The organism is Nonomuraea fuscirosea (assembly GCF_003001935.1).
Classification (GTDB): Bacteria; Actinomycetota; Actinomycetes; order Streptosporangiales; family Streptosporangiaceae; genus Nonomuraea; species Nonomuraea fuscirosea.
In genome coordinates, this window is record NZ_PVNG01000013.1 from 146,448 (window position 1) to 169,297 (window position 22,850).

The window sequence follows — 22,850 nt, forward strand, 5'->3', positions numbered from 1 at the left end:
GGGCGTCCCGGGTCAGGGGTCCCGGCGGACGACGACGAGGGCCACGTCGTCCTCGCGGGCCCCGAACGCGGCCAGCATCCGGTCGGCGAACTCCTCCAGGTCGTCCTCGACGACCTCCGCGAGCCGCCTGGCCGCCTCCATGCTCTCGTCCAGCGAGATGTGCCGGTCCTCCACGAGCCCGTCGGTGAACAGCAGCAGCGTGCCGCCGGGCGGCAGCTTCAACCGGTCCACCGTGTACGACTCGGGCAGGGCCCCGAGCAGCAGGTTGCCCAGGTTGTGGTAGGCGCAGCCGGGACCGGCGAACAGCGGCGGGATGTGCCCGGCGTTGGCCACCTCCATCTCCCCCGTGGCCGGGTCGATGAGCACCAGGCACAGCGTGGCGGTCATGCGCGGGTGGTAGCGCCGCATCATCTGGTTGAGCAGGTCGAGCGAGGCGCTGAGGTCCACCTGGCCGATGAACGAGGCCCGCATGGCGTGCCGCAGCTCGGCCATCACGGTCGCGGCGTGCAGCGAGTGGCCCTCCACGTCGCCGATCGCCACCAGCACCCGCTCGTCGATCGGCAGCACCTCGTAGAAGTCGCCGCCCACCTCGATGTTGTCCGCGGCCGGCTGGTAGCGCATCGCCACCTGCAGGCCGGGCACCTCGGGGATGCGGGTGGGCAGCAGGCTGCGCTGCAGCGTGAGCGCGATCGTGTGCTCCTCGGCGTACGCGCGCCGCGCGTCCACCGCCAGGGCCAGCTCCTGGCCGAGCTGGCGCAGCAGGTTCACCTCGTCGGTGTCCAGCGGCGGCTCGGCCTCCACCCCCAGGTAGAGGGGCGCCTCCGAGTTCTTCGTCCGGCAGAGCACGCCCGTGCTGCTGCCCTCGATCCGCACGTCGGGCAGCAGGCCGCGCCACTCCTCCGCGTGCAGGGTGAACACGTGGGTGCGGGCCGCCTCCCGCTGCACCATCCGGCTGAGCCGGTCGAGCAGGTCGGGCCCGGCGGGCGCGGCGGCGGCCCGCTCGCCCGGCCGGGCACGGTAGCGGCGGGTCCGCCCGTCGGGCATCAGCGCCAGGGTGCCGCAGTAGCGGCCGAGCAGCTCGGCCGAGCCCTCGACGGCCACCGTGAGCAGCTCGTCGAAGGTCTCGGACTCGTTGATGCGCAGCGTCACCTCCGCCAGCCCGGCCAGGCGCCTGGCCATGAGCTCGGCCCGCCAGCGCGCCCGGTAGTACCGCAGCATGGCCTCGACCGTGGCGGCGAACTCGGCCGGCTCGATCGGCTCGGCCAGGTAGGCGTCCGCGCCGCGCTCCAGCCCCTCGGCCCGGTCGGCCACGGTGATGGCGTTGGCCGAGACCTGGATCACCGGGATCGCGGCGGTCGCGGGGTCGGCCTTGATCCGCTCGCACACCTCGTAACCGGGGATGTCGGGCAGCCGCACGTCGAGGACGACCAGGTCGACGTGCTGCGCGGCGAGCAGTGTCAGCGCCTCCTCGCCGCCGCTCGCCTCGATCACGGTATGGCCCGACCGGCGCAGCCAGCTGGACAGGATGTACCGCTTCGTCGGCGTGTCGTCGACCACCATGACGGTCGCCGTCTCAGGCATCCTTCGCCCCCCTCGCGCCGCGGATGGCGTGCAGCAGTTGTTCCCTGCGCAGACCGTGCTTGGACAACACCTTCTTGTTGTCAGGGGCGTGCTGCGGCGCGATCGTCACCACGACCACGGGGATCTCGCGCAACCGGTCGTCCTCGGCCATCCGCTGGAGCAGCACGTTGCCGTCCAGGCGGGGCATGAGCAGGTCGACCAGGACCGCGTCTGGCGGGTCCGCCGCCATCAGCTCCAGCGCGACGGCTCCGTCGGGGGCCTCGTCGATGTGCGTGGCGAAGCCGTACAGCATGCGGCGGGCCGCGGCGCGGAACACCTCGTCGTCGTCGGCGACCAGCACCCGCTCCAGCTCGGGCGGCCCGCTGTAGTGAGGCAGGCGCAGCGTGGCCGTGGTGCCCTGGCCCTCCGCGCTGGCCAGCTCCAGCGTGCCGCCGAGCGCCTCGGCGAGCCTGCGCGCGTACGGCAGGCCGAGCCCCGTCCCCCGGTACCTGACCTGCAGGGAGCCGGGGATCTGGTAGAAGTCCTCGAAGACGCGGTCGATGTGGTCGGGCGGGATGCCGATGCCCGTGTCGCGCACCGTGATGACGGCCTCGTTCTTGCCGTCGTCGAGGCGGGCCGCCAGCGCCACCTCGCCGCGCTCGGTGAACTTCAGCGCGTTGGACAGCAGGTTACGCAGGATCCTGACCAGCATGCCCTCGTCGGCGTACAGCTCGGCGACCTCGGGGGCGACGTCGTGGCGCAGTTCGACGCCGGCCTGCTCCCTCGTCGGGCGCATCGTCATCCGCAGCTGCTCGGCCAGCTGGGGCAGGTTCACGTGCGCCGGCTGCGGGTCCAGGCGGCCCGACTCCGCCTTGGCCATGTCGAGCAGCTCGCTGACGAGCTCCAGCAGCGTCTCGGTGGAGCTGCCGATCAGCCGTACCTGATGCTCCTGCTCTTCGGTGAGGTCGTCGCCTCCGGGGCCGGTCAGCAGCCTGACCAGGCCGATGACCGAGTTGAGCGGCGTGCGCAGCTCGTGGCTGACGGTGGCCCAGAAGCGGTTGCGCGCGTCGGTGGTCTCGCGCAGCAGGCTGGACTTCTCGTCCAGCTCGGCGTAGAGGGCGACCACTCCCCTGTTGGTCTCCTCCAGCTCGTCGGAGAGCTGGTTGTACATCGCCAGCACGCCGGAGTTGGTCTCCTGCAGCTCGGCGTTGAGCCGCAGCACGTCCTCCAGGGCGCCGGCCAGCTCCTTGTTCTGCTCGCGCAGCTCGTCCAGCGCGGAGACCGGCGAGAGGCGGGCCAGCCTGGCCCGCATCTCCTCGACGGGGACGCCCCGCGGGCGGAAGCGCAGCCGTTTGGACAGCGTCACGCTGTGCTCGCCGAGCACGACCGAGTCCACCAGCCGGCCGGCCAGCGTCAGGCCCTCGGAACCGGCCGGGTCGGAGCGCCCGGTGTGCTCCAGGGTGATGAGCAGCCGCTGGTGGTCGAGGGCGATCGTGGCGATCGATCCGGGGCCGTAGACCTCCCGGCCGGCCTCACTGAGCGCCGTCGCCACCCGGATCTGGTCCTGCTGGTCCAGCCCGGCCAGCTCGGCGGCGGCGCGGCCGATGCGGCGCAGGACGAAGACGTCCTGGTCGGCGTCGAGCCGGACGCGGACGAGCTCAGCGGGCGCCATGGGCCGGCCTCACCGTCACCACGCAGGCGTCGTCGCGCCTGCTGCCCGCTTCCCGCATGAGCCCCGCGGCGATCACCGCCGGGGTGCGGGTGAACAGACCGGGGATCGTCGCCGGGTCCCAGCGGTCGGTCAGCCCGTCGGTGTGCATGATCACGATGGCGTACGGGGGCAGCTCGTAGGAGTACTGGCGCAGCCGGCCTCCTCGATGCCCCGCGATGCCGGGAACCGACACCATGCCCTGCCGTCCTTCCGCGTGCGCGACCCAGCCGGAGACGTTGCCCAGGCCGGCGTAGGACACGCCGCCCGGATCGACGCGGGCGACGGCCACCGCGCCGCCCCTGGTGCCGGACATGCCGGCGTGCAGGCGTGCCACGATGTCCAGCGGCTCCTGCTCGCTCGCGTCGCGGAACAGCTCCACCGCCCGGTTCGAGGCCTGGGCGGCGATGTGGCCGTGCCCCAGCCCGTCGCAGACCAGCACGGTCGTCGCCGGGCCCGACCTGACGATCGCGAAGCCGTCGCCGGACACGGGCTCCTCGCCGATCGGCCGGGTCACGCCGCTGGCCCGCAGGGGCGGCGGGGGCGTGCCGGTGGCGGTGAAGTACATGGCCAGAACGGTGCCCCGGCCCGGCAGGGAGTGCACGTCGTAGCCGGAGGCGATGCGGGAGATGGCGCCCAGCCCGATGCCGAGGGTGCCGGAGGTGGAGTAGCCGTCGCGCAGCGCGCGGGCCACGTCGGCCATGCCGGGCCCCCGGTCCAGGCAGATGAGCTCCACGGTGGCGGGGGCCTCCGGGTGGGGGCGCACCATGGCCGTGCCCTCGACGGCGTGCTTGACCAGGTTGGAGACCGCCTCGCTGACGGCCACGGCGGTCTGCCCGACGAGCACCGGGTCGAACCCGGCCGCCTCGGCCAGCCCGACGGCCTTGCGGCGGACCGCTCCGACGGCGCTGGGGTCCTCGGCGCGGATCCAGTCGTCCACGCGGGGGCCGGTCACCGCGCCCATGTCACCCCGCCCCAGGCCACCGCATCCCGGCTCGCCGGATCCCAGGTCACCGCTTCCCGGACCGCCCGATCCCGGACCGCCGGATCCCAGGTCACCGCGTCCCGTGTCATCGGGCCCATTTGGTCACCGTCACGGTCGTGCCCTTTCCCGGCCCGGACAGCAGGTCGAACTCGTCGACCAGCCGGCGCGACCCGCTGAGCCCGAGCCCGAGGCCGTTCCCGGTGGTCCAGCCGTCGGTCAGGGCCAGTTCGAGGTCGGGGATGCCGGGGCCGTCGTCGGTGACGATCAGTTTGAGCCCGCGCCGGTGGCCGTTCTCGACGACCAGGATGCGTACGTCACCGCCGCCGGCGTACACCAGGGCGTTGCGCGCCAGCTCGCTGGCGGCAGTGACGATCTTGGTCTGGTCGACGAGGGACAGGCCCACCTCGATGGCGACGCTCCGTACGAGCTGGCGCACGGCGACGACGTCGGCGCTGCTCGTGATGACGACCTCGCGCTCACCGGTCACGGCGTCGCGCTCCGGATATGGTCCAGGAGCGCGACCCCCTTCTCCAGATTGAGTGCGGTACGGACGCCGCCCAGCGACAGCCCGAGCTCGACGAGGGTGATGGCCACGGCCGGCCGCATGCCGACGACCACGGTCTGCGCGTCCAGCATGCGGCACATCCCGGCGATCGTGGCCAGCATCCGGCCGATGAAGGAGTCGACGATCTCCACGGCGGTGATGTCGATGATCACTCCCCTGGCGCCGTGGTCCACCACGGCGTCGGCGAGGTCTTCCTGGAGGGCGAGCACGCTCTGGTCCTCCAGGTCGATCTGGATCGAGACGATGAGGACGTCACCGAGTTTGAGTACGGGAACGCGTTGCACTAGGCGTTCTCCGCCCGGATGGAGACGTGCGCCTGACGCGCCCGGCCCACTTCGATGCCCGCGCGCCTGAAGGTGTGCGCGAGCGCGTCGGCCAGCGAGGCCTTCGTCACGATGTCGCCGAACTCGACGCCGAGCGTGACGATGGTGTGCGCGATCTGCGGGCGGATGCCGGAGATGACGCACTCCGCGCCCATCAGGCGGGCGGCGACGACGGTCTTCAGCAGGTGCTGGGCGACCTGGGTGTCGACGGCGGGGACGCCGGTGATGTCGATGATCGCGTGCTCGGCGCCGGTGTCGACCAGCGTCTGCAGCAGCTTCTCCATCACGACCTGGGTGCGGGCGGAGTCGAGGGTGCCGATCAGCGGCACCGCCACGATGCCGTCCCACATCTTGACCACCGGGGTGGACAGTTCGAGCAGTTGCTCGGCCTGGTCCAGAATGATCTTCTCACGGGCGTCGGTGTACGTCTCGAACGTGTACAGCCCCAGGTCGTCGATCAGCCGGGAGAACCAGACCAGCCCGCCGGCCGCCTCGGCCCAGTCGGCGTCGGACTCGGCGAGCTCGAAGACGACCTCCTTCAGCCCGAACACCGCCCTGGCGGTGTCGGAGGGCGCGAAGCCGGCGCGGGCCCGCGACCGGGAGAGGTCGGCCAGCAGTCCGCGGATGTCGGCGAGGTCGTTCTTGCCCTCGTCGAGCGAGGCGAGCAGCGCCCGGTAGAGCTCCGAGAGCTCCTCAGAGGACGCCTTGGCGATCTTGGCCCAGCGGCCGATGATCTGCTCCTCATTGGTTCTGAGCAGTTCTTCTATACGTCGCCTGGCTGTGTCGGCTTGAACGGACAAGGATCACTCCAGAAGGGGCGGTCAGCAATGCTCGTATGCTAGTGCGATTTATCGGCATCAGGCACTCCATTGGGGGGCTCTCCAGCGTCACCGACCGTGTACGACCGTGCGCTCCGGGCCGCCTTCACGACATCCGCGAAAAACGATCTCTTACTTGTGGACCGCCCGACAAATGGAGGTTTTGCCGTTGAGCGTCCCGTATCCGGGACGGATTTCACTATATGCGGGGCGGACGAATGCTCCTCCGCCCTCGGAGCCGGTGAAGTGCCCGTCACACAGGGTCCTCGGAGCGCCGAGCACTTGACGGCGCCGTTCATGGGTACTGAAGAGGAGAGGCCGGATTTGCTGACATGGTGTCGTCATCAGCTTGACGCCGGATACCAGCGTTTGTGACACTTCGTCATGAAACGTCAGCACGAGAGGTGGGCCGCGTGACCGCGTCGTTCTCCGAGACCCTGCGAACCGCCACCTGGGCCGACCACGAGTCCGCCGAGTCGGAGGGCTACCTCTCGGCGTTGATGGCCGGCCGGCTGAGCGAGCACGACTACGGCGAGATGGTGGCTCAACACTACTTCGCCTACACCGCGCTCGACGGCGTCTCGCGCGCACTCGCCGACCACCCGGTGGCCGGCCGCTTCGTCTTTCCCGAGCTCTACCGGGAGCCCGCGCTGGAGCGCGACCTCGCCACGATCTACGGCTCCGGCTGGCGGGAGCGGATCGCCCCGTCGAAGTCCACCCGCACGCTGGTGGCCCGCATCCAGCAGGTGGCCGACTGGCCGGCCGGTTACGTGGCCCACCACTACACCCGCTACCTGGGCGACCTCTCGGGCGGGCAGTTCATCCGGATGGAGCTGCAGAAGATCTACGGCTACGCCAAGGGCGGCGGCGTCGACTTCTACCTCTTCGACGAGCTGGGCAGCCTGCCGCGGTTCAAGACCGAGTACCGCTCCCGGCTCGACGAGCTGGGCACGGGGCTCGGCGAGCGGGAGCGGGAGCGGATGATCGGCGAGGTCAAGCTGGCCTACCAGCTCAACACCGAGGTGCTGGGCGACCTGGCGCACCTGGCCAGGGCGGCGGCCTGACGCACCCGCCCGCCGGTAGCGGCGGGCCGGTGCTCAATGGGCTGTTCCGGACAGTTCGCCGGACAGCTTGGCGTGCATCTCCGCGCTCGGCTCGTTCAGGCCGACGATCCGCACGGTCTTGCCGCGGGCGGCGTACTTGGCCTGCACGGCGTCCAGGGCGGCGACCGAGGTGGCGTCCCAGATGTGGGCACCGGACAGGTCGATGACCACCTGCGGGGGGTCGCCGGCGTAGTCGAACCGGGTGACCAGGTCGCCGGTGGAGGCGAAGAAGAGCTGCCCGGTGACGGCGTAGACGGCCTGCTCGCCGTCGGGGTCGACGACGGCCGAGACCTGGGCCAGGTGCGCGACACGGCGGGCGAAGATCACCAGACCGGTCAGCGACCCGGCGACGACGCCGATCGCCAGGTTGTGCGTGGCGACCACGGCGGCCACGGTGACGACCATGACGGTGATCTCCCCTGCGGGCATGCGCCGCAGCGTGGCCGGGGCGACGGAGTGCCAGTCGAAGGTGCCGAACGAGACCAGCACCATCACCGCGACCAGGGCGGCCATCGGGATCTGCGACACCCACGGCCCGAAGACGATGCACAGCACCATGAGCATCGTCCCGGCGGTGAACGTGGACAGCCGGGTGCGGGCGCCGTTCTTCACGTTGATCATGGTCTGGCCGATCATGGCGCAGCCGCCCATGCCGCCGAAGAGGCCGGTGACGATGTTGGCCACCCCCTGGCCGATGGACTCGCGGGTCTTGCTGGAGCGGGTGTCGGTGATGTCGTCGACGAGCTTGGCCGTCATCAGCGACTCCATCAGGCCGACCAGGGCGAAGGCGAGCGCGTACGGGGCCAGCAGGGTGAGCGTGTCCAGGGTGAGCGGCACGTCGGGCAGGCCGGGAACGGGCAGCGCCGAAGGCAGCGCGCCGCGGTCGCCGACCGTCGGGACGGCCAGCCCGGCGCCGACGGTGATGGCGGTGAGCGCGGCGATGGACACCAGCGGCGCGGGAACGGCCCTGGTCAGGCGGGGGAAGAAGACCATCAGCGCCAGCCCGCCGGCCAGCAGCGGATAGACCGCCCACGGCACGCCGACCAGCTCCGGCACCTGCGCCATGAAGATCAGGATGGCCAGGGAGTTGACGAAGCCCACCATCACGCTGCGCGGGACGAACCGCATCAGCTTGGCCACCCCGAGGGCGCCGAGCACGATCTGGATGAGGCCGCCGAGGATGACGGTCGCGATCAGGTAGCCGAAGCCGTGCTCGCGCGCCAGCGGCGCCACGACCAGGGCGATGGCGCCGGTGGCCGCCGAGATCATCGCCGGGCGTCCGCCGGCCACCGCGATGACGACCGCCATGGTGAAGGAGGCGAACAGGCCGACGCTGGGGTCGACGCCGGCGATGATCGAGAACGAGATCGCCTCGGGGATGAGGGCGAGGGCCACGACCAGCCCGGCGAGGAACTCGGTACGGGCGACCCTGGGGTGGAGCCAGGCCGGGCGGGCGAACACGGGCTTGCGGACTGCTGCTGCGGGTGCGGGGCTGGGCAAGAAGTTCCTTCTGCGCGAGACGAGCGCTCCTGTTCAGAGCCCCGGCGACTTTACCGTACGGGTCGGCGCGGGTTGAGCCGTACCCAGGCGCAGCCGTCCGGGGCCAGCAGCCCGTCCTCGACCGGCGCGCTGGCGAGCAGGACCTGGCCGGGCAGCGGCACGGGAGCGCCGGTGAAGTTCACGAAGCAGGCGAATCTCCCTTCCCTGGCGAAGGCCACCACGCCGGGCTCCGTGTCCAGCCACGTCAGCTCTGGGGTCAGCCCGGCGAGCAGGTCGCGGCGCAGCCCCAGCGCGGCGCGGTAGAGGGAGAGCATCGAGCGGGGGTCGGCGGCCTGGGCGGCGGCGGTCAGGCCCTTCCAGGTCAGCGGCTGCGGCAGCCAGGGGGCGCGGAACGCGCCTGGCGGCGAGAAGCCGAACGGCGGCTCATCGCCCGACCAGGGCAGCGGCACCCGGCAGCCGTCCCTGCCCCGGTCCGTGTGGCTGGAGCGTTCCCACGTGGGGTCCTGCAGCAGCTCATCGGGCAGGTCCTCCACCTCGGCCAGCCCGAGCTCGTCGCCCTGGTACACGTAGACGCCGCCGGGCAGCGCCAGCGTGAGCAGCGCGGCCGCGCGGGCCCTGCGGACGCCCAGCTCCAGGTCGCTGGGCGCGCCGTGGCGCTTGTCCCCCATGTCGAAGACCGTCTCCTCCCGGCCGTACCGGGTGACGTGGCGGATCGTGTCGTGGTTGGACAGCACCCAGGTGGGCGGCGCGCCGACGCTCTCGTGCGTGGCCAGGGTGGCGGTGATCACCTCGCGGACGGGTCCCGGCTCCCATGCGCCGCACAGGAACTCGAAGTTGAACGCCGAGTGCAGCTCGCCGGGCCGCAGGTAGCGGGCGTACTGGGCGGGGGTCGGCAGCCACACTTCGCCGACGAACACCCGCTCACCCGGATAGGAGTCGGCGACCCGCCGCCACGACCGGTAGATCTCGTGCACGCCGTCCACGTCCTGGTACGGCAGGTCGGCCGGGTCGGGCTCCTCCCCCACGTCCGGCAGCCCGCCCTTCTTGACCAGCCCGTGCGCCACGTCCACGCGGAACCCGTCCACCCCGCGATCCAGCCAGAAGCGCAGGATGTCCTCGAACTCGCGCCGCACCTCGGGATGCTCCCAGTTCAGGTCCGGCTGCTCGGGGGCGAACAGGTGCAGGTACCACTGCCCGTCCTCGATCCGCGTCCACGCGGGCCCGCCGAAGTAGGAGCGCCAGTCGTTGGGCGGCAGCTCGCCGTCGCGTCCCCGTCCCGGGCGGAACCAGAACCGCTCCCGGGCCGGCCCGCCCGCCAGCGCCTCGACGAACCAGGGGTGCCGGGCCGAGCAATGGTTGGGCACCAGGTCGATGAGCAGGCGCAGGCCGTGCGCGTGCACGTCGGCGATGAGCCGCTCGGCCTCGGCCAGCGTGCCGAAGACGGGGTCGATGTCGCGGTAGTCGGCGACGTCGTAGCCCGCGTCGGCCATCGGGGAGACGTACCAGGGGGTGAGCCAGAGAGCGTCCACGCCGAGGTCGCGCAGGTAGGGCAGGCGCCGCCGGAGCCCGGCGAGGTCGCCGACGCCGTCTCCGTTCCCGTCGGCGAAGCTGCGCACGTAGATCTGGTAGATCGCGGCGGTACGCCACCAGGCGGCGGACGGCACGGACGGCTGGGGGTGGGACACGTGGCTCCTGACTGTCGGACGGAGGGGGAAGGGGGCGTCCCGCGGGACGCCCCCTGGGTGTGGCTGTCACCAGCCGCTGTTGCCCTGGCCTCGGACGAAGGTGTAGCCGGTGAGGTTGTTCAGGCCGCCCGACGCGGCCCCGGTGACCCTGACGCCGCCGGCGACGGCGCTGCCGGCCGCGGCGGCCTCGATGCCGTACGTGCCGGCCCCGGCGATGGTGAGGTTGTCGAGGGTGAGGCCCGAGATGGTGCGCTGCCAGCTCAGCAGCAGCCCCTGGTGGAGGCTGTCGCTGACGGTGACGTCCTGGACCACGACGGGCGCGGTGATGTCGGCCGTGTCGGCGTAGATCCACAGGCCGCCGAGCTGGGCTCCCCAGTTGGGCTCGTACCCGCCGGTCCTGGTCAGCGTGTTGCGCCGGACGGAGGTGGTCCCGCTGAAGGGCACCGGCGCGAAGCGGGTGCTGATCGCGATGCCGGCGGAGGCGGTCACGGTGTCGGACAGCAGGTTGTCCTCGACCCGGTTGCCGGAGCCGCCGTAGACGCCGACCGCGTTGGCCAGCATCGGCAGCGTGACCGTGTTGAAGGTGAACGCGCAGTTCGTCACCGCCGCGCCCTGCGAGAACATGGCCAGCCCGTCGTCCCCGGTGTTGCGGACGACGCTCTGGTCGAAGCGGGTGTCGCGGACGTTCGCGTGGATGTTGACGCCGTCGGCGAACGTGTCGCGGATGCGCACCCCGGCGACGTAGAGGCCGTCGGTGCCGGAGTCGATCCACATGCCGACCTTGACGTGCTCCATCCAGACGTTGTGCACCAGCGAGCCGGTGCCGAAGTTCCCCTCGATGCCGGTGTCGAAGGCGGCGTCGTCGCGGTAACGGACGTCGCCGGCGATGGTCAGGTCGGCGATCTGCACGCCGGAGCCGGTGGCGAAGAAGCCGCCCTTGCCGTTCGTGCCGCGCACGGTGCTGTACCACTGACCCGCGCCGCGCACCGCGACCCCGGCCACGTTGACGCGGGCGCCGATGACGAACGTGCCCTGCGGGATCCACACGCCCTTGCCCTGGGCGCGGGCGGCGGAGATGGCGGCGTTGAGCGCGGCGGTGTCGTCGCCGGCGTCGTTCGCGACGGCTCCGTAGGAGGTGATGGACAGGTGGTCGGCGGGCATGGGCAGCGCGGCGGCGACCTGCTCGGTGTCGACGAGGTCGATGACGTAGTAGGCGGCGCTGGACGAGGCGTCCTTCTGCAGCTTCAGCACCGTGCCGGCGGGCTGGGCGGGGATGCGGGCGCGGACTTCGTCGTAGAAGTGGTGCGGGCTGCCGCCGGCCGGGTCGTTGCCGTAGGGGTAGGCGCCGTACACCCAGCTGTAGGCAGAGCTCAGCGTGAGGTCCTGCAGCTTGACGCCGTCGGCGTAGAGGGCCAGCGGCGCGGTGGTGCCGGTGCCGGCCGCGTTGTCGGGGACGATGTGGCGCACGACGATCGAGTTCGCCGGCCTGGTCAGGGTGAACTGGACGTACTCGCCGGTGGCGTCGAGCTTGACCGCGCGGCGGCCGGACGACTCGGCGGCCTGGGTGAGGTAGGCGCGATCGGGGCCGATGACGGAGGCGTTGGTCGTGCCCTGCTCGGCCTCGTACTCGGTGTAGGGGACGGTGGCTCCCCTGGCGGCGAGGGTGCCGGCGCCGGCGACGGTGATGCCGTCGAGGGCGACGCCGCCGGTGTCGCCGCTGTCGTACTGGTAGCCGATCAGGTTGAGGCCCGCGCGCAGAGCGAGCGTGTGGGTGAGGGTGAGCCAGCCGGAGCCGGCGGGCAGGGTGAGACGGCCGGCCTTGAGCCCGTTGACGTACGCGGTGAGCGTCCTGGCGCCGCCGGTGGCGTTGGCGTAGCGCAGCGTGGTGGCGGCCGAGCCGGCGGCCGGCATGGTCACGGTGCGGATGGCCCGGGCGCCCGGCGTGGTGAACCCGGTCGCGTACCCCGTTCCGGCGTAGCCGCCGATCGCGGTGGCCACGCTCGCGCCGCCGGACAGGAACGCGGTCTCCATCTCGTACGGCAGCGCCGCCACCGGGTCGGCGACCGTGATGCTGTCCAGGTTGACGTTGCCGAGGTCGGTGGCGTCGAAGCGGTAGGCGATGGTGTTCTGGCCGGCGTTGAGGGTGAACGTCTCGTCCCTGGTGGCCCAGGCGTTCCAGGCGCCGACGGCCGGCAGGGAGATCTGCCGGATCTTCGTCCCGTTGACGTACACGGACAGCGACATCGTGGCCGTGGTGCCGTTGGCGTAGCGCAGGCCGACGGTGGCCGGGCCCGCGGTGGCGGCGGTGACGGTGAACGTGGTGGCGGCGCGGCCCTTGTTGCCGTCGGTGTAGCCGGCCACGAAGCCGCTGCCGGTGTAGCCGGCGTGCTCGGTGCTGACGGCCGCGCCGCCGGACAGGGCGGCCGACTCGGCCTGGTAGGTGCGGGTGGCGGCGTGCGCGGCCGGAAGGGCCACGAAGGCGAGCGCGATGGCGGGGAGGAGGGCAAGTAACAGTGATGTGAGCGTGTTTCCGGGCAGCGTGTTCTCTGGCATGGCGGACCGGGCTCCTTACTCGGGGTGGGGGGTGGATCAGCCCTTGAGCGCGCCGGCCGACAGGCCGTTGAGTATGCCGCGCTGGAAGATCATGAAGATGACGATCATCGGGACGGAGGCGATGGCGAGCGCCGCGAACATCTCGTTCTGGGGCACGTACCCGGTCATGGCCAGCCGGCTCAGCGCCACGCTGAGCGTCTGCGCCTGCGGGTCACGCAAAACCAGCAGCGGCCAGAGGAAGTCCTTCCATGAGCCGATGATCGCGAAGATCGACACGACGGCGAGCACCGGCCGCGACAGCGGCAGCACGACGCTCCACAGGGTGCGCAGCCGCCCGGCCCCGTCGATGGCCGCCGCCTCCAGCAGCTCGCCGGGGATCCGGTCGAAGAAACGTTTGAGCACGTAGACGTTGAAGGCGTTGGCCGCGGCCGGCAGCCACAGCGCCCACGGCGAGTCGACCAGGTTGACCCCGAAGATCGGCACGTCCACCACGGCCAGGTACTTCGGCACGAGCAGCGCGTCGGCCGGCAGCATGAGGCTGGCCAGGATGAGACCCAGCACCAGCTTGCCGAGCACGGGTCGCAGCCGCGACAGCGCGTACGCCGCCGCCACGTCCACCACGAGGGTGACGAGCCAGACGCCGGCCGTGTAGAAGGCGGTGTTGAGCAGGAACCGGCCCAGGTCCAGCCGCTCCCACGCGACCGCGAACGTCTCGGGGTGCCAGGCGCGCGGCACCAGCGTCGGCACCGGCTCGGCCAGCTCGGCGGGCGCCTTCATGGCCCCGGTGATCATCCAGTACAGGGGGAAGAGGAAGATCAGCAGGAACAGCGCGGCCATCGCCGTCAGCGCGGCCCAGTAGAGGACGCGGCGGTGGCCCCGGTTGAGGTCGGCCTCGGAGATCAGCGTCCTGGCGGCGGGTTCGCGCCGCGCCGGCCGTGACCGGCGGGCCCGCCGGGGCGGCGGCCCCGTGACGGCGGCCGGGCGGCGCACGGTGGTGAGGGTCATCTCAATCCTTGTCGCGGGTCAGGCGCAGGTACGCGGCCGAGAACGCGCCCAGCACCACGAACAGCAGCACGCTCATCGCGGCGGCCAGGCCGAAGTCGTTGTTGACGGTGAAGGCGTAGCGGTAGACCAGCACTAGCACCGTGATCGTGTCCGGGTTGGTGGTGCCGGTCAGCTGGTACGGCTCGATGAAGACCTGCATGGTCGCCACGATCTGCAGCAGGAGCAGCACCAGCAGGATGAAGCGCATCTGCGGCAGGACGACGTGCCTGACGCGCTGCCGCACGCTCGCGCCGTCAAGCTCGGCGGCCTCGTAGAGCTCGCTCGGGATGGTGGCCAGGCCGGCCAGGTACATGATCGTGGCGCCGCCCATGTTCGCCCAGGTCGAGACGAGGACCAGGGAGATCATGGCCATCTTCGGGGACTGCGTCCAGTCGGAGGCGGGCAGGCCGAGACCGGTCAGGATCGAGTTGAACAGGCCGTTGCCGGGGTCGTAGAAGTACTGCCAGAGCAGCACGCTGACGATCGGCGGCAGCATGACCGGCGTGTAGACAGCGATCCTGAAGAAGCCCTTGAGGTGCCGGAACTCGTTGATCACGACGGCCACCACGAACGGCACCGCGTACCCGAAGAGCAGCGCCAGCCCGGTGAACTCCAGCGTGTTGGCCCAGGCGGTGAAGAACAGCGGGTCGTCGAACAGGGCGCGGAAGTTGTCCCAGCCCACCCAGACCGCGTCGGTGACGAAGTTGACCTGCTGGAAGCTGAGGACGATCCCCCTGACCAGCGGGTACCACGAGAACAGGGCGAAGCAGGCGACGCCGGCCGCCAGGAAGGCCCAGGCGTGCAGGTTGCGGCGCAGCCAGGCCCCCCTGCGGCGGCCGCGGTGCGCGGGGACGGCCGTCACTTGACCGTGGCCAGGATCTGGCCGACCTGCTTCTCGGCGTCCGCCAGCAGCGCCTCGACGTCGGCGTTCGCGTCGGTGAGGACCTTCTGCATGGCGGTGTCGAGCACGGCGTAGATCTGCTGGGCGTTCGGCGGCTCCAGCTTGACCGGGACGCGGCCGAGCGCCGCGGCGAACGGGGCGAAGTTCTTCGTGGGGACGGTGGCGTGCTTCTCGGTCGCCGCACGCTGCTTGCGCTCGGAGTCGCCGGTCCACACGTTCGGCTCGGGCAGGCCGACGGGCAGGCCCTTGGCGGCGGCCCGCGCGTTGTCGGCGTCGATGCGGTCGGGGTTCTTCCTGAACGTCAGCCAGGCCAGGCCCGCCTTGATCTTCTCCGGGCTGAGGCCGGCCTTGAACATGTAGCCGGAGCCGCCGCCGAGCGTGCCCTGGCCGCCGGGGATCGGGCCCATGCCGAAGTCGTCGTACGTGGCCTTGAACCGGGTGACGGTGTTGGTCAGGTCGCCGGTCGAGCCGACCATCTGGCCGAGTTTGGCCGAGGCCATGAGCTTGACCAGGTCGTCGTACTCCAGCAGTTGCCGTTTCCCCATCGTGTCGTCGGTCCAGCGCATGTCCTTGAGCTGCCGCAGCACCTGTCGGCCCTGGTCGCTGTTGAAGGCGGGCTTCCAGGCGCCGGTGGCGTCCTTGACGGCGACGTCGCCGCCGACGGAGTAGATCTCGGCGGTGAAGTGCCAGCCGCCGATGTTGGACTTGCTGTAGTCGCCGTAGCCGACGACGCCGTCGCCGAGCGCCGTCAGCTTCTTGGCGTTCTCGCGGACCTCGGCCCAGGTGAGCGGGGGTTTGTCGGGGTCGAGGCCGGCCTTCTTGTACAGGGCGCGGTTGTAGAGCAGGCCCAGGGAGTAGTTGTCGTCGGGCAGGCCGTACACCTTGCCCTTGTCGTCGGAGAAGACCCGCATCAGGCCCGGCTTGTAGGCCTTGGTGACGGGGAAGTCCGCGAGGTACGGGCTGACGTCCGAGACCTGACGCCGGGCGATGAGGTTCTGGGCGTCGGTGAGGTAGACGTAGAAGACGTCTTCCAGCTGACCGCCGGCGATCTTGGCGCTGAACGTCTGAGGGTCCATGAAACCCTCCTTGGCCTCGATCCGGTAGTCGGGGTAGCGGGCCTCGAACGCCTTGACGTTCTCCTCGAAGACGGCCCGGTTGTACTCGTCGGTGGCCGGGGGCAGGCCGTTCACCGTGATGGTCACCGGACCGCCCGCGGGCTCCTGCCCCTGCGGCGCCCCGCCGCCGCATGCCGCGCAGGCCAGCGTCGCGCAGACGGCCAGTGACAGCCCGAGGGCTCTGCCGCGCTTCATCCCAAGCGATCCCTTCCGTGGGGGAACTTCCGCACCTGGGCAGCCCGGATCGCCAGCGGTGCGCGCTGGTGTCACGTGGTGATGACCGGCATGTCGCCTGGAGGTTTCCGAGCGCCGAGGTGTTGCCAGAACCGTAGGACCGCGCTCGCCGGATGTCCATAGCGTGCCGCAAGAATCTTGCTGTGATATGAAATTTACTGACAGCGGCTCAGAGCTAGCGGGCGGGACACATCCCCGTGGAACCCCGCACGATCAGCTCAGGGTCGAACAGCACCTCGTCGACAGGCACCACATGGCCGTTGATCTGCGACATCAGCGCGGCGACCGCCGCGCCGCCCATGGCCGCGACGGGCTGGCGCACGGTGGTCAAGGGCGGATCGGTGACGCTCATCAGGCTCGAATCGTCGAACCCGACCACGGACACGTCGGCCGGCACGCGCAGGCCCTGCTTGCGCACGGCCTTGATGGCGCCGAGCGCGAGCGCGTCACTGGCGCACACCAGCGCCGTCGCACCCTCGCCCACCAGGCGCGCGGCGGCGGTGGCGCCGCCCTCCATGGTGAAGATCGTGTGCGCCACGAGCGCGCGCCACCCCGGATCACCGCGCTCGGCGGCCTCCCTCCCGAAGGCGGCGAGCTTGCGCGCGGACGGGACATGACCGACCGGGCCCAGGATCAGCCCGATCCGCTCGTGCCCCAGGGCACGCAGGTGGCCGAGCGCCTGCCGTACGGCGACGCCGTCGTCCACGCACACGCGGGGGACGTCGAGGTTCTCGTCGGCCGCGTTGATCAGCACGATCGGCAGCTTCCGCGCGCGCAGCTCCTTGACCTGCGCCGCGCCCGCGTCGGCGTAGCTGCTGCCGATGAAGACGATGCCGCCGACGTCCTGGGCCAGCAGCATCTGCACGTAGTGCGCCTCCGGCAGCCCGTCGGCGGTGCGGGTGCACAGGACGGGCAGCAGGTTGCGCCTGATCAGCTCGGTGACGACCAGCTCGGCCATGGCGGGGAAGATCGGGTTCTGCAGCTCGGGCAGCACGAGCCCGATCAGCGGGGCGCGCTGGTTGCGCAGCTTCTGCGGCCGCTCGTAGCCGAAGACGTCGAGCGCGGTGAGCACGGAGTCGCGGGTGGCCTGGGCGATGCCCGGCTTGTCGTGCAGCACCCGGCTGACGGTGGCCACGCTGACGCCGGCGAAGGCGGCCACGTCGGAGAGTCGTCTCGGCATGAGGCGATGTTACAACGTGTACTGCAAGAATGGGAATGAGTTACGCAAGAAATCGACAACCGGTTGAGGGCAGGCCGAGCCGGAGCTCTGATCGGCGCAGTGCCGGGAACGCCGGCGGGCGCCCGGCTTACGATGGACGCATGCCCCGCATCCAGGCCGCGACCATCGGCGAGCACCGCGCCCAGACGCGCGACCGGATCCTCCAGGCGGTCTCGCGCCTGTCGAGAGTGCAGGGCATCGACGCCATCTCCCTGACCGAGGTGGCGAGCGAGGCCGGCATCACCCGGACCGTCCTCTACAACTACTTCCCCGACAAGGCGGCGCTGCTGCTGGCGTTCACCGAGCGGGTGACCCAGTACTTCATCGACGCCTACGAGCAGGAGCTGCCCGCCGGGGCCGGTCCCGCCGACCGGTTGCGGGTGTTCGTCCGGCTGCAGCTGGCGGGGCTGCTGGCCCACCCGCATCCGGGCGCGGCCGACCTCAGTGCCGCCCTGGGGCCGGACGCCTACCAGCGGCTGGCCGAGCATGTCGCGCCGATGCAGCGGATCCTGGCCGGCATCCTGGAGAGCGGCGTCGAGGCCGGCGACTTCCGGGTGCTCGACGTGCCCGCCACGGCCCGGATGGTCCTCGCCGTCATCGGCGCCGAGCGGCTCCCGCTGATCAGCGGCGACGTGACGGTCGAGGCGGCCGCCGCCGCGGTGTCGGAGTTCGTCCTGCGCGCCCTGGCCAGCGACTGACCCCGTCCACCGGCACGGCGGGCGCGAGGGCCGGGCCGGGCGATGGAAGTGTCGGGGGCCGATGACAGGATGGGCTCCATGACCAACCTCCCGGACGCGGCGCACGACCACGTCGAGCTCAAGTCGGCGCGCGGCCGGTGGATCCTCGGCGCGACCGTGCTCGGGTCGGGGCTGGCGCTGCTCGACAGCACCGTGGTCAACGTGGCGCTGCCGTTCCTGGGCCGCGAGCTCGACGCGGGCATGGCCGGCCTGCAGTGGACGATCAACGCGTACACGCTCACGCTCGCGGGGCTGATCCTGCTCGGCGGCTCGCTCGGCGACCGCTACGGCCGGCGCACGCTCTTCCTGATCGGCACCGTCTGGTTCGCGATCGCCTCGGCCCTGTGCGGCCTGGCGCCCAACATCGAGTTCCTCATCGCCGCCCGCGCCCTCCAGGGCATCGGCGGGGCGCTGCTCACGCCGGGGTCGCTGGCGATCATCCAGGCGTCGTTCGTCCGGCACGACCGGCCGAAGGCCGTGGGGGTGTGGTCCGGGCTGGGCGGCGTGGCCAGCGCGATCGGGCCGCTGCTGGGCGGCTGGCTGGTGCAGACGGCCGGCTGGCGGTGGGCGTTCCTGATCAACCTGCCGTTCGCGGCGCTGATCGTCTTCGTCACGCTGCGGCACGTGCCGGAGAGCAGGGACGAGCAGGCGGTGGGGCGCTTCGACGTGCTCGGCGCGGTGCTGGCGGCGCTGGCGCTGGCCGGGATCACCTACGGGCTGATCGGGAAGGGGGCGTGGCTGCCGCTGCTGGCGGGGGCGGTGGCCGGGGCGGCGTTCGTGGCGGTCCAGATCCGCAGGTCACCCGACGCGCTGGTGCCGGTGGGCATGTTCCGCGACCGCGTCTTCACGGCGGTCAACGTGGTGACGCTGATCATGTACGCGGCCATGGGCGTGGTGTTCTTCCTGCTGGTGGTGCAGCTCCAGGTGGTCTCCGGGTTCTCGCCCATCGCCGCCGGCCTGTCGATGCTGCCGACCACGATCCTGATGATGCTGCTGTCGGCCCGGGCCGGCGAGCTGGCCAAACGCGTGGGCCCGCGCTGGCCCATGACGCTCGGCATCCTGGTGGCGGGCTGCGGGTTCCTGGCGATGAGCACGATCGGGTTCGGCGCGTCCTACCCGTTCCAGGTGCTCCCCGCGGTGTTCGTGTTCGGGCTCGGCCTGTCGGCGACGGTCGCCCCGCTGACCGCGACCGTCCTGGCCACCGCCGACGAGCGTTACGCGGGCACGGCCAGCGGCGTCAACAACGCGGTGGCCCGCACCGGCAGCCTCCTGGCGGTGGCCGCGGTCCCGCCCCTGGTCGGCCTGGTGGGCGACGCGTTCCAGCAGCCGGCGGTGTTCGACGCGGGCTTCCGCATGGCCATGCTGATCAGTGCCGCGCTGATGGTCGTGGCGGCCCTGATCACCTTCTTCACCATCAGGACGAACGTCCTGACCGCCGACGATGACGACGACCGTTCCTGATCTCAGGATCGTCGCCAGACCTCCGGCGTCCCCCGCCGGACCCCGGCCGACTCACGACACCCATCGGCATACCCCCAGCCCCAGCCCGTGACAGGCCCTCGGCAGGCCCCGGCGCGTTCTCGTAGTGTCGCGTGTCACGTTTTCTAGACGCAAGCCCGACGTGGCTGGCGGGGCATCGCGACGACCCGTCAGGGCGCCCCGGCCTGGGACGACGGCGTCGAGGCAGAAACGCTGGAGATGACCAGCCCAGAACAGCCGGCGGCGCTGCGGGAACGCCTCGCCGGGCGCAGGTTCGATCCGCTCTTCGCGAACGCCGCGCTCAACCAGCTGATGCGCAGTTACGCCACCCGCCACGCGGGCGACGGCCACACCAAGCTGCTCATCGACCCCGGCCACAACCGGACCCGGCTCGGCGGTCCCGACGCCCCCGGGGGGCGGGGTCAGAAGGTGTAGGACTGGCTGCGGACGCTGTTGTCGAAGTTGGACAGCAGGAGTTCGGGCTCGCCCACCGAGCGGATGCCCGGCAGGCGGGTGAGCAGTTCGCGGAACATCGTGCGCATCTCCTGCCTGGCCAGGTTGGCGCCGAGGCAGAAGTGCGGCCCGGGGCCGCCGAAACCGACGTGAGGCTTGGTCTCGCGGGTGATGTCGAACGTGTCGGGGTCGGGGAAGACCGACTCGTCCCGGTTGGCGGAGCCGTAGAAGAGCACGACCTTGTCGCCCTTCTTCAGCTCCAGCCCGCGTAGCGAGTAGTCCTCGGTGACCGTGCGCCTGAACTGCATGATGGGCGACACGTAGCGGACCATCTCCTCGATGGTGTTGTTGATGTGGGCGTCGAAGTCGCTCATGAGCAGCTCGCGCTGCGCCGGGTTCTCGGTGAGCAGCCTGATGCCGTGCGCCATCGTGTTCCTGGCCGTCTCGTTGCCCGCGACCAGCAGCAGCGCGAAGAACGAGCCGAGCTCCTTGTCGGTCAGCTTCTCCCCGTCGGGGTTGGCGTTGACCAGCAGCGAGACCAGGTCGCCCTTGGGCTCGGCGATGCGTTCGTGGCCGAGCTTGATGACCATGCGCTGCAGGGCGAGCAGGGCCAGCATGTTCTGGCCGGCCATCTGCACGCTGCGGGCCAGGCTGGGGCGCACGCCGGTGTAGGCGGTGGAGATGTCGACATGCTTGTGCACCTGCTCGCGCAGCTCCTGCGGGATGTCGAGCATGTCGCAGATGACGTGGATCGGCAGCCTGGCCGCCACCTGCGTGACGAAGTCGCCCGGCCCCTCCTTGACGGCGTCGTCGACGATGCGCGCGCACGCCGTCTCGATGTCGCTCTGCAGGCCGGCCAGCATCTTGGGGCTGAAGGAGCGGGTGACGATGCGGCGCAGGCGGGCGTGGCGGGGGTCGTCCATGTTGACCATCGACTCGCCGAACACCTGCTTCACCCAGCCGGGCGGCTCGGGGTTGGTGACGGCGGGCTCGCTGGAGAAGATTTTGGCGTTGCGGCTGGCCTCGATCACGTCCGCGTGCCGGACGAGGGCGTAGAAGCCCTTGCCGGAACGGAGGAACGGCACCTTCTTCTCCGGGAAGAACACCGGATGCTCCAACTGCCGAAGCTGGGCGAAAGCCTCATTACGCTCCTTGAGGCTCTTCCGCCAGAAGTTCAGATCCGCGAGGTCGATGTCCACCCGTCTATCCTGGCACGTTCCCGCCCTTCGAAAGGCCCGCAGAACCGGGCGACCGGGCCAGAAGTGCCGGCCGTCACCCGGTTGAGTTGACCAAGGAGCGCGGCGCTCGGATGTGGCGGCGCGCGGGCCCCGGGAGCAGGAACGCTGGGCCTTGGGAACGGGGGTGGAGTTCGGTCTGGATGCCGGCGAGTGGGATGTGCATCCTGGCCTCTTGGGCCGTTCTCGTGCTGTTCAGGTGGGGTTCGAGCTGGTTGGTCATTACTTCCGGTATGAATGCTTTGCTCGTCGCCTGTCTGGTTCTTCCGCTCGCCTCAGGTGTCTCCCCGGCCGCCACCCGCGCGTGCGGCGGCCATCCGCTCGACTTCGACGGCGACGGCCGGCCCGACCTCGCCGTGGCCGCCCCGTACGACTCCGCCAGAGCCGGTTCGGTCACCGTCATGTACGGCTCCGGCGCGAAGGTGAAGCTCACCCAGGACGGCGCCGAGCCGGGTGACGCGTTCGGGTCCGCGCTGGCCGTCGGGGACTTCGACGGCGACAGGTGCGCCGACCTGGCGGTGGGGGTGTCGGAGGAGTTCGCAGGCGAGCGGGTGCCGGGCGGCGACGGCAACGGGGTCGTGCAGATCTTCAAGGGCTCTCCGGACGGGCTCGTGGCCGGTGCGGAGCTGGCCCTGGCGAAGCCGTCCAGCGACCGGTTCGGGGCCGCGCTGGCGGCGGGCGACCTCGACGGGGACGGCAGGGACGAGCTGGTCGTGGGTGCGCCGAGCCACCGGCCGGGCGGGGCGGTGACCGTGTACTGGATGAAGGGGCGCGGGCCGTACCAGATCACGCAGAAGACGTCGTGGGTACGGCAGGCGGCGGCCGTCACCGACCAGTGGGGCGCGTCGCTGGCGACCGGTGACTTCGACGGCGACGGACGGGACGAGCTGGTGGTCGGGGCGCCGGCGGACAGCGTGACGGCGGACGGGCAGGGCTCGGTCACCGTGATCGACGTGCGCGGGCGGCGGGCGCGGCTGCTGACGCAGAGCACGCCGGGGATCAAGGGCGCCGCCGAGAAGTGGGACGGCTTCGGGGCCGCCCTCGCGACCGGGGACTTCAACGGCGACGGCGACGACGACCTGGCCATCGGCGTGCCCGGCGAGGGACTGAGCGCCAACCAGCGGGCCATGGACTACGGCGACGGCACGGTGGACGTGCTGTACGGCTCGTCCGGCGGGCTCAGGACCGACAGGACCCAGGCGTGGTCGCAGAACTCGCTCGACGGGAAACCTCGCTACTACGACCGGTTCGGGGCGTCGCTGGCCGCCGGGGACTTCAACGGCGACGGCAACGACGAGCTGGCCGTCGGCGTGCCGGGCGAGAAGGCCGTCCAGGTGCTGGCCGGGCGGTCTTCGGGTGGGCTGACGCGGGCGGGGAACCTGCTGGTGAAGGGCGAAGGACGCGACTTCGGCGCCCAGGTGACCGCCCTGCCGGGAGGCTGGCGGTACCGGTCGTTGACGGCCGGGAGGCCCGCGCTCGACGGGCTGGTGGTGGCGGCGCCGGATCAGGGGCTCGTCATGTACGCCCCCGGGCGGCGCCGGTCAGGGCTGGAACTGGGCAAGGTGCGCCCGCTCAGCGAGGGCACCGGCCTGTACGGCTACGCCTTCGGCTGAGGCCCGCCGCCACAAGCCCT

General features: G+C 71.2%; 19 protein-coding genes. 5 read left to right on the forward strand and 14 right to left on the reverse strand.

The features are described from left to right. Positions 1–12: 12 nt before the first annotated feature. From B0I32_RS28910 to B0I32_RS28935, 6 genes are all read right to left on the reverse strand, one after another. Positions 13–1,581: a fused response regulator/phosphatase gene (locus B0I32_RS28910; protein WP_106245132.1), complete on the reverse strand. Its 1,569-nt coding sequence runs from the start codon at positions 1,579–1,581 to the stop codon at positions 13–15. After that, complete coding sequence (locus tag B0I32_RS28915) at positions 1,574–3,232, reverse strand: ATP-binding response regulator (RefSeq protein WP_106245134.1); 1,659 nt, start codon at positions 3,230–3,232, stop codon at positions 1,574–1,576. Before B0I32_RS28915 ends, B0I32_RS28910 begins: the two co-directional genes overlap by 8 nt. Then, a complete protein-coding gene (locus B0I32_RS28920) occupies positions 3,219–4,232 on the reverse strand; it encodes an ATP-binding protein (RefSeq protein WP_106245136.1) in 1,014 nt (337 codons plus the stop codon). The genes B0I32_RS28915 and B0I32_RS28920 overlap by 14 nt, the downstream gene beginning before the upstream one ends. 106 nt (positions 4,233–4,338) lie before the next feature. After that, entirely contained in the window at positions 4,339–4,740 is a 402-nt protein-coding gene (locus B0I32_RS28925; protein ID WP_106245137.1) for an anti-sigma regulatory factor, read from the reverse strand. Further along, entirely contained in the window at positions 4,737–5,102 is a 366-nt protein-coding gene (locus B0I32_RS28930; protein ID WP_106245139.1) for an STAS domain-containing protein, read from the reverse strand. The genes B0I32_RS28925 and B0I32_RS28930 overlap by 4 nt, the downstream gene beginning before the upstream one ends. Next, positions 5,102–5,941, reverse strand: coding sequence for an STAS domain-containing protein (locus B0I32_RS28935; RefSeq protein ID WP_245956096.1), 840 nt, complete (start codon positions 5,939–5,941; stop codon positions 5,102–5,104). The genes B0I32_RS28930 and B0I32_RS28935 overlap by 1 nt, the downstream gene beginning before the upstream one ends. A gap of 431 nt (positions 5,942–6,372) precedes the next feature. On the opposite strand from B0I32_RS28935, the gene B0I32_RS28940 reads away from it, so the two are divergent. Continuing rightward, entirely contained in the window at positions 6,373–7,023 is a 651-nt protein-coding gene (locus tag B0I32_RS28940; RefSeq protein WP_106245410.1) for a biliverdin-producing heme oxygenase, read from the forward strand. 33 nt (positions 7,024–7,056) lie between these two features. Here the strand turns inward: B0I32_RS28940 and B0I32_RS28945 are convergent, their stop codons facing one another. From B0I32_RS28945 to B0I32_RS28970, 7 genes are all read right to left on the reverse strand, one after another. Next, positions 7,057–8,523: a SulP family inorganic anion transporter gene (locus B0I32_RS28945; RefSeq protein WP_219912063.1), complete on the reverse strand. Its 1,467-nt coding sequence runs from the start codon at positions 8,521–8,523 to the stop codon at positions 7,057–7,059. Positions 8,524–8,612: 89 nt separating this feature from the next. Beyond that, positions 8,613–10,247 carry a glycoside hydrolase family 13 protein gene (locus tag B0I32_RS28950; protein WP_181307892.1) on the reverse strand — a complete coding sequence of 545 codons (1,635 nt, stop codon included), beginning with the start codon at positions 10,245–10,247 and terminating at the stop codon, positions 8,613–8,615. Positions 10,248–10,313: 66 nt separating this feature from the next. Next, complete coding sequence (locus B0I32_RS28955; RefSeq protein ID WP_106245142.1) at positions 10,314–12,800, reverse strand: CBM35 domain-containing protein; 2,487 nt, start codon at positions 12,798–12,800, stop codon at positions 10,314–10,316. Between the two features lie 36 nt (positions 12,801–12,836). Next, positions 12,837–13,805, reverse strand: coding sequence for a carbohydrate ABC transporter permease (locus tag B0I32_RS28960; RefSeq protein ID WP_106245144.1), 969 nt, complete (start codon positions 13,803–13,805; stop codon positions 12,837–12,839). 1 nt (position 13,806) lies between these two features. Next, on the reverse strand, positions 13,807–14,706 hold the full coding sequence (locus B0I32_RS59000) for a carbohydrate ABC transporter permease (RefSeq protein ID WP_219912040.1): 900 nt from the start codon (positions 14,704–14,706) through the stop codon (positions 13,807–13,809). After that, complete coding sequence (locus B0I32_RS59005) at positions 14,703–16,055, reverse strand: ABC transporter substrate-binding protein (protein WP_219912041.1); 1,353 nt, start codon at positions 16,053–16,055, stop codon at positions 14,703–14,705. Before B0I32_RS59005 ends, B0I32_RS59000 begins: the two co-directional genes overlap by 4 nt. A 214-nt stretch (positions 16,056–16,269) precedes the next feature. After that, positions 16,270–17,274 (reverse strand): LacI family DNA-binding transcriptional regulator, encoded by a 1,005-nt coding sequence (locus tag B0I32_RS28970; protein ID WP_106245145.1) that lies wholly within the window; start codon positions 17,272–17,274, stop codon positions 16,270–16,272. 140 nt (positions 17,275–17,414) lie between these two features. On the opposite strand from B0I32_RS28970, the gene B0I32_RS28975 reads away from it, so the two are divergent. The 3 genes from B0I32_RS28975 (at position 17,415) to B0I32_RS28985 (ending at position 19,964) form a co-directional block, all read left to right on the forward strand. Beyond that, a complete protein-coding gene (locus B0I32_RS28975; protein ID WP_106245147.1) occupies positions 17,415–18,011 on the forward strand; it encodes a TetR/AcrR family transcriptional regulator in 597 nt (198 codons plus the stop codon). Between the two features lie 78 nt (positions 18,012–18,089). After that, positions 18,090–19,511 (forward strand): MFS transporter, encoded by a 1,422-nt coding sequence (locus B0I32_RS28980; protein WP_106245415.1) that lies wholly within the window; start codon positions 18,090–18,092, stop codon positions 19,509–19,511. Positions 19,512–19,748: 237 nt separating this feature from the next. Further along, a complete protein-coding gene (locus B0I32_RS28985; protein WP_219912042.1) occupies positions 19,749–19,964 on the forward strand; it encodes a hypothetical protein in 216 nt (71 codons plus the stop codon). Here the strand turns inward: B0I32_RS28985 and B0I32_RS28990 are convergent. Then, positions 19,952–21,181: a cytochrome P450 gene (locus tag B0I32_RS28990; RefSeq protein ID WP_106245148.1), complete on the reverse strand. Its 1,230-nt coding sequence runs from the start codon at positions 21,179–21,181 to the stop codon at positions 19,952–19,954. The genes B0I32_RS28985 and B0I32_RS28990 overlap by 13 nt on opposite strands. Positions 21,182–21,450: 269 nt before the next feature. Between B0I32_RS28990 and B0I32_RS28995 the strand changes: the two genes are divergently transcribed. Beyond that, positions 21,451–22,830, forward strand: a complete 1,380-nt coding sequence (locus B0I32_RS28995) for an FG-GAP-like repeat-containing protein (RefSeq protein WP_106245150.1) — start codon at positions 21,451–21,453, stop codon at positions 22,828–22,830. Positions 22,831–22,850: the final 20 nt, after the last annotated feature.

Excerpts from the sequence above, each read along its gene's own strand:
- B0I32_RS28910 (WP_106245132.1), bottom strand. The coding sequence starts at position 1,581 with ATGCCTGAGACGGCGACCGTCATGGTGGTCGACGACACGCCGACGAAG.
- B0I32_RS28915 (WP_106245134.1), bottom strand. The coding sequence starts at position 3,232 with ATGGCGCCCGCTGAGCTCGTCCGCGTCCGGCTCGACGCCGACCAGGAC.
- B0I32_RS28920 (WP_106245136.1), bottom strand. The coding sequence starts at position 4,232 with ATGGGCGCGGTGACCGGCCCCCGCGTGGACGACTGGATCCGCGCCGAG.
- B0I32_RS28955 (WP_106245142.1), bottom strand. The coding sequence starts at position 12,800 with ATGCCAGAGAACACGCTGCCCGGAAACACGCTCACATCACTGTTACTT.
- B0I32_RS28960 (WP_106245144.1), bottom strand. The coding sequence starts at position 13,805 with ATGACCCTCACCACCGTGCGCCGCCCGGCCGCCGTCACGGGGCCGCCG.
- B0I32_RS59005 (WP_219912041.1), bottom strand. The coding sequence starts at position 16,055 with ATGAAGCGCGGCAGAGCCCTCGGGCTGTCACTGGCCGTCTGCGCGACG.
- B0I32_RS28970 (WP_106245145.1), bottom strand. The coding sequence starts at position 17,274 with ATGCCGAGACGACTCTCCGACGTGGCCGCCTTCGCCGGCGTCAGCGTG.
- B0I32_RS28975 (WP_106245147.1), top strand. The coding sequence starts at position 17,415 with ATGCCCCGCATCCAGGCCGCGACCATCGGCGAGCACCGCGCCCAGACG.
- B0I32_RS28980 (WP_106245415.1), top strand. The coding sequence starts at position 18,090 with ATGACCAACCTCCCGGACGCGGCGCACGACCACGTCGAGCTCAAGTCG.
- B0I32_RS28985 (WP_219912042.1), top strand. The coding sequence starts at position 19,749 with ATGACCAGCCCAGAACAGCCGGCGGCGCTGCGGGAACGCCTCGCCGGG.
- B0I32_RS28995 (WP_106245150.1), top strand. The coding sequence starts at position 21,451 with ATGAATGCTTTGCTCGTCGCCTGTCTGGTTCTTCCGCTCGCCTCAGGT.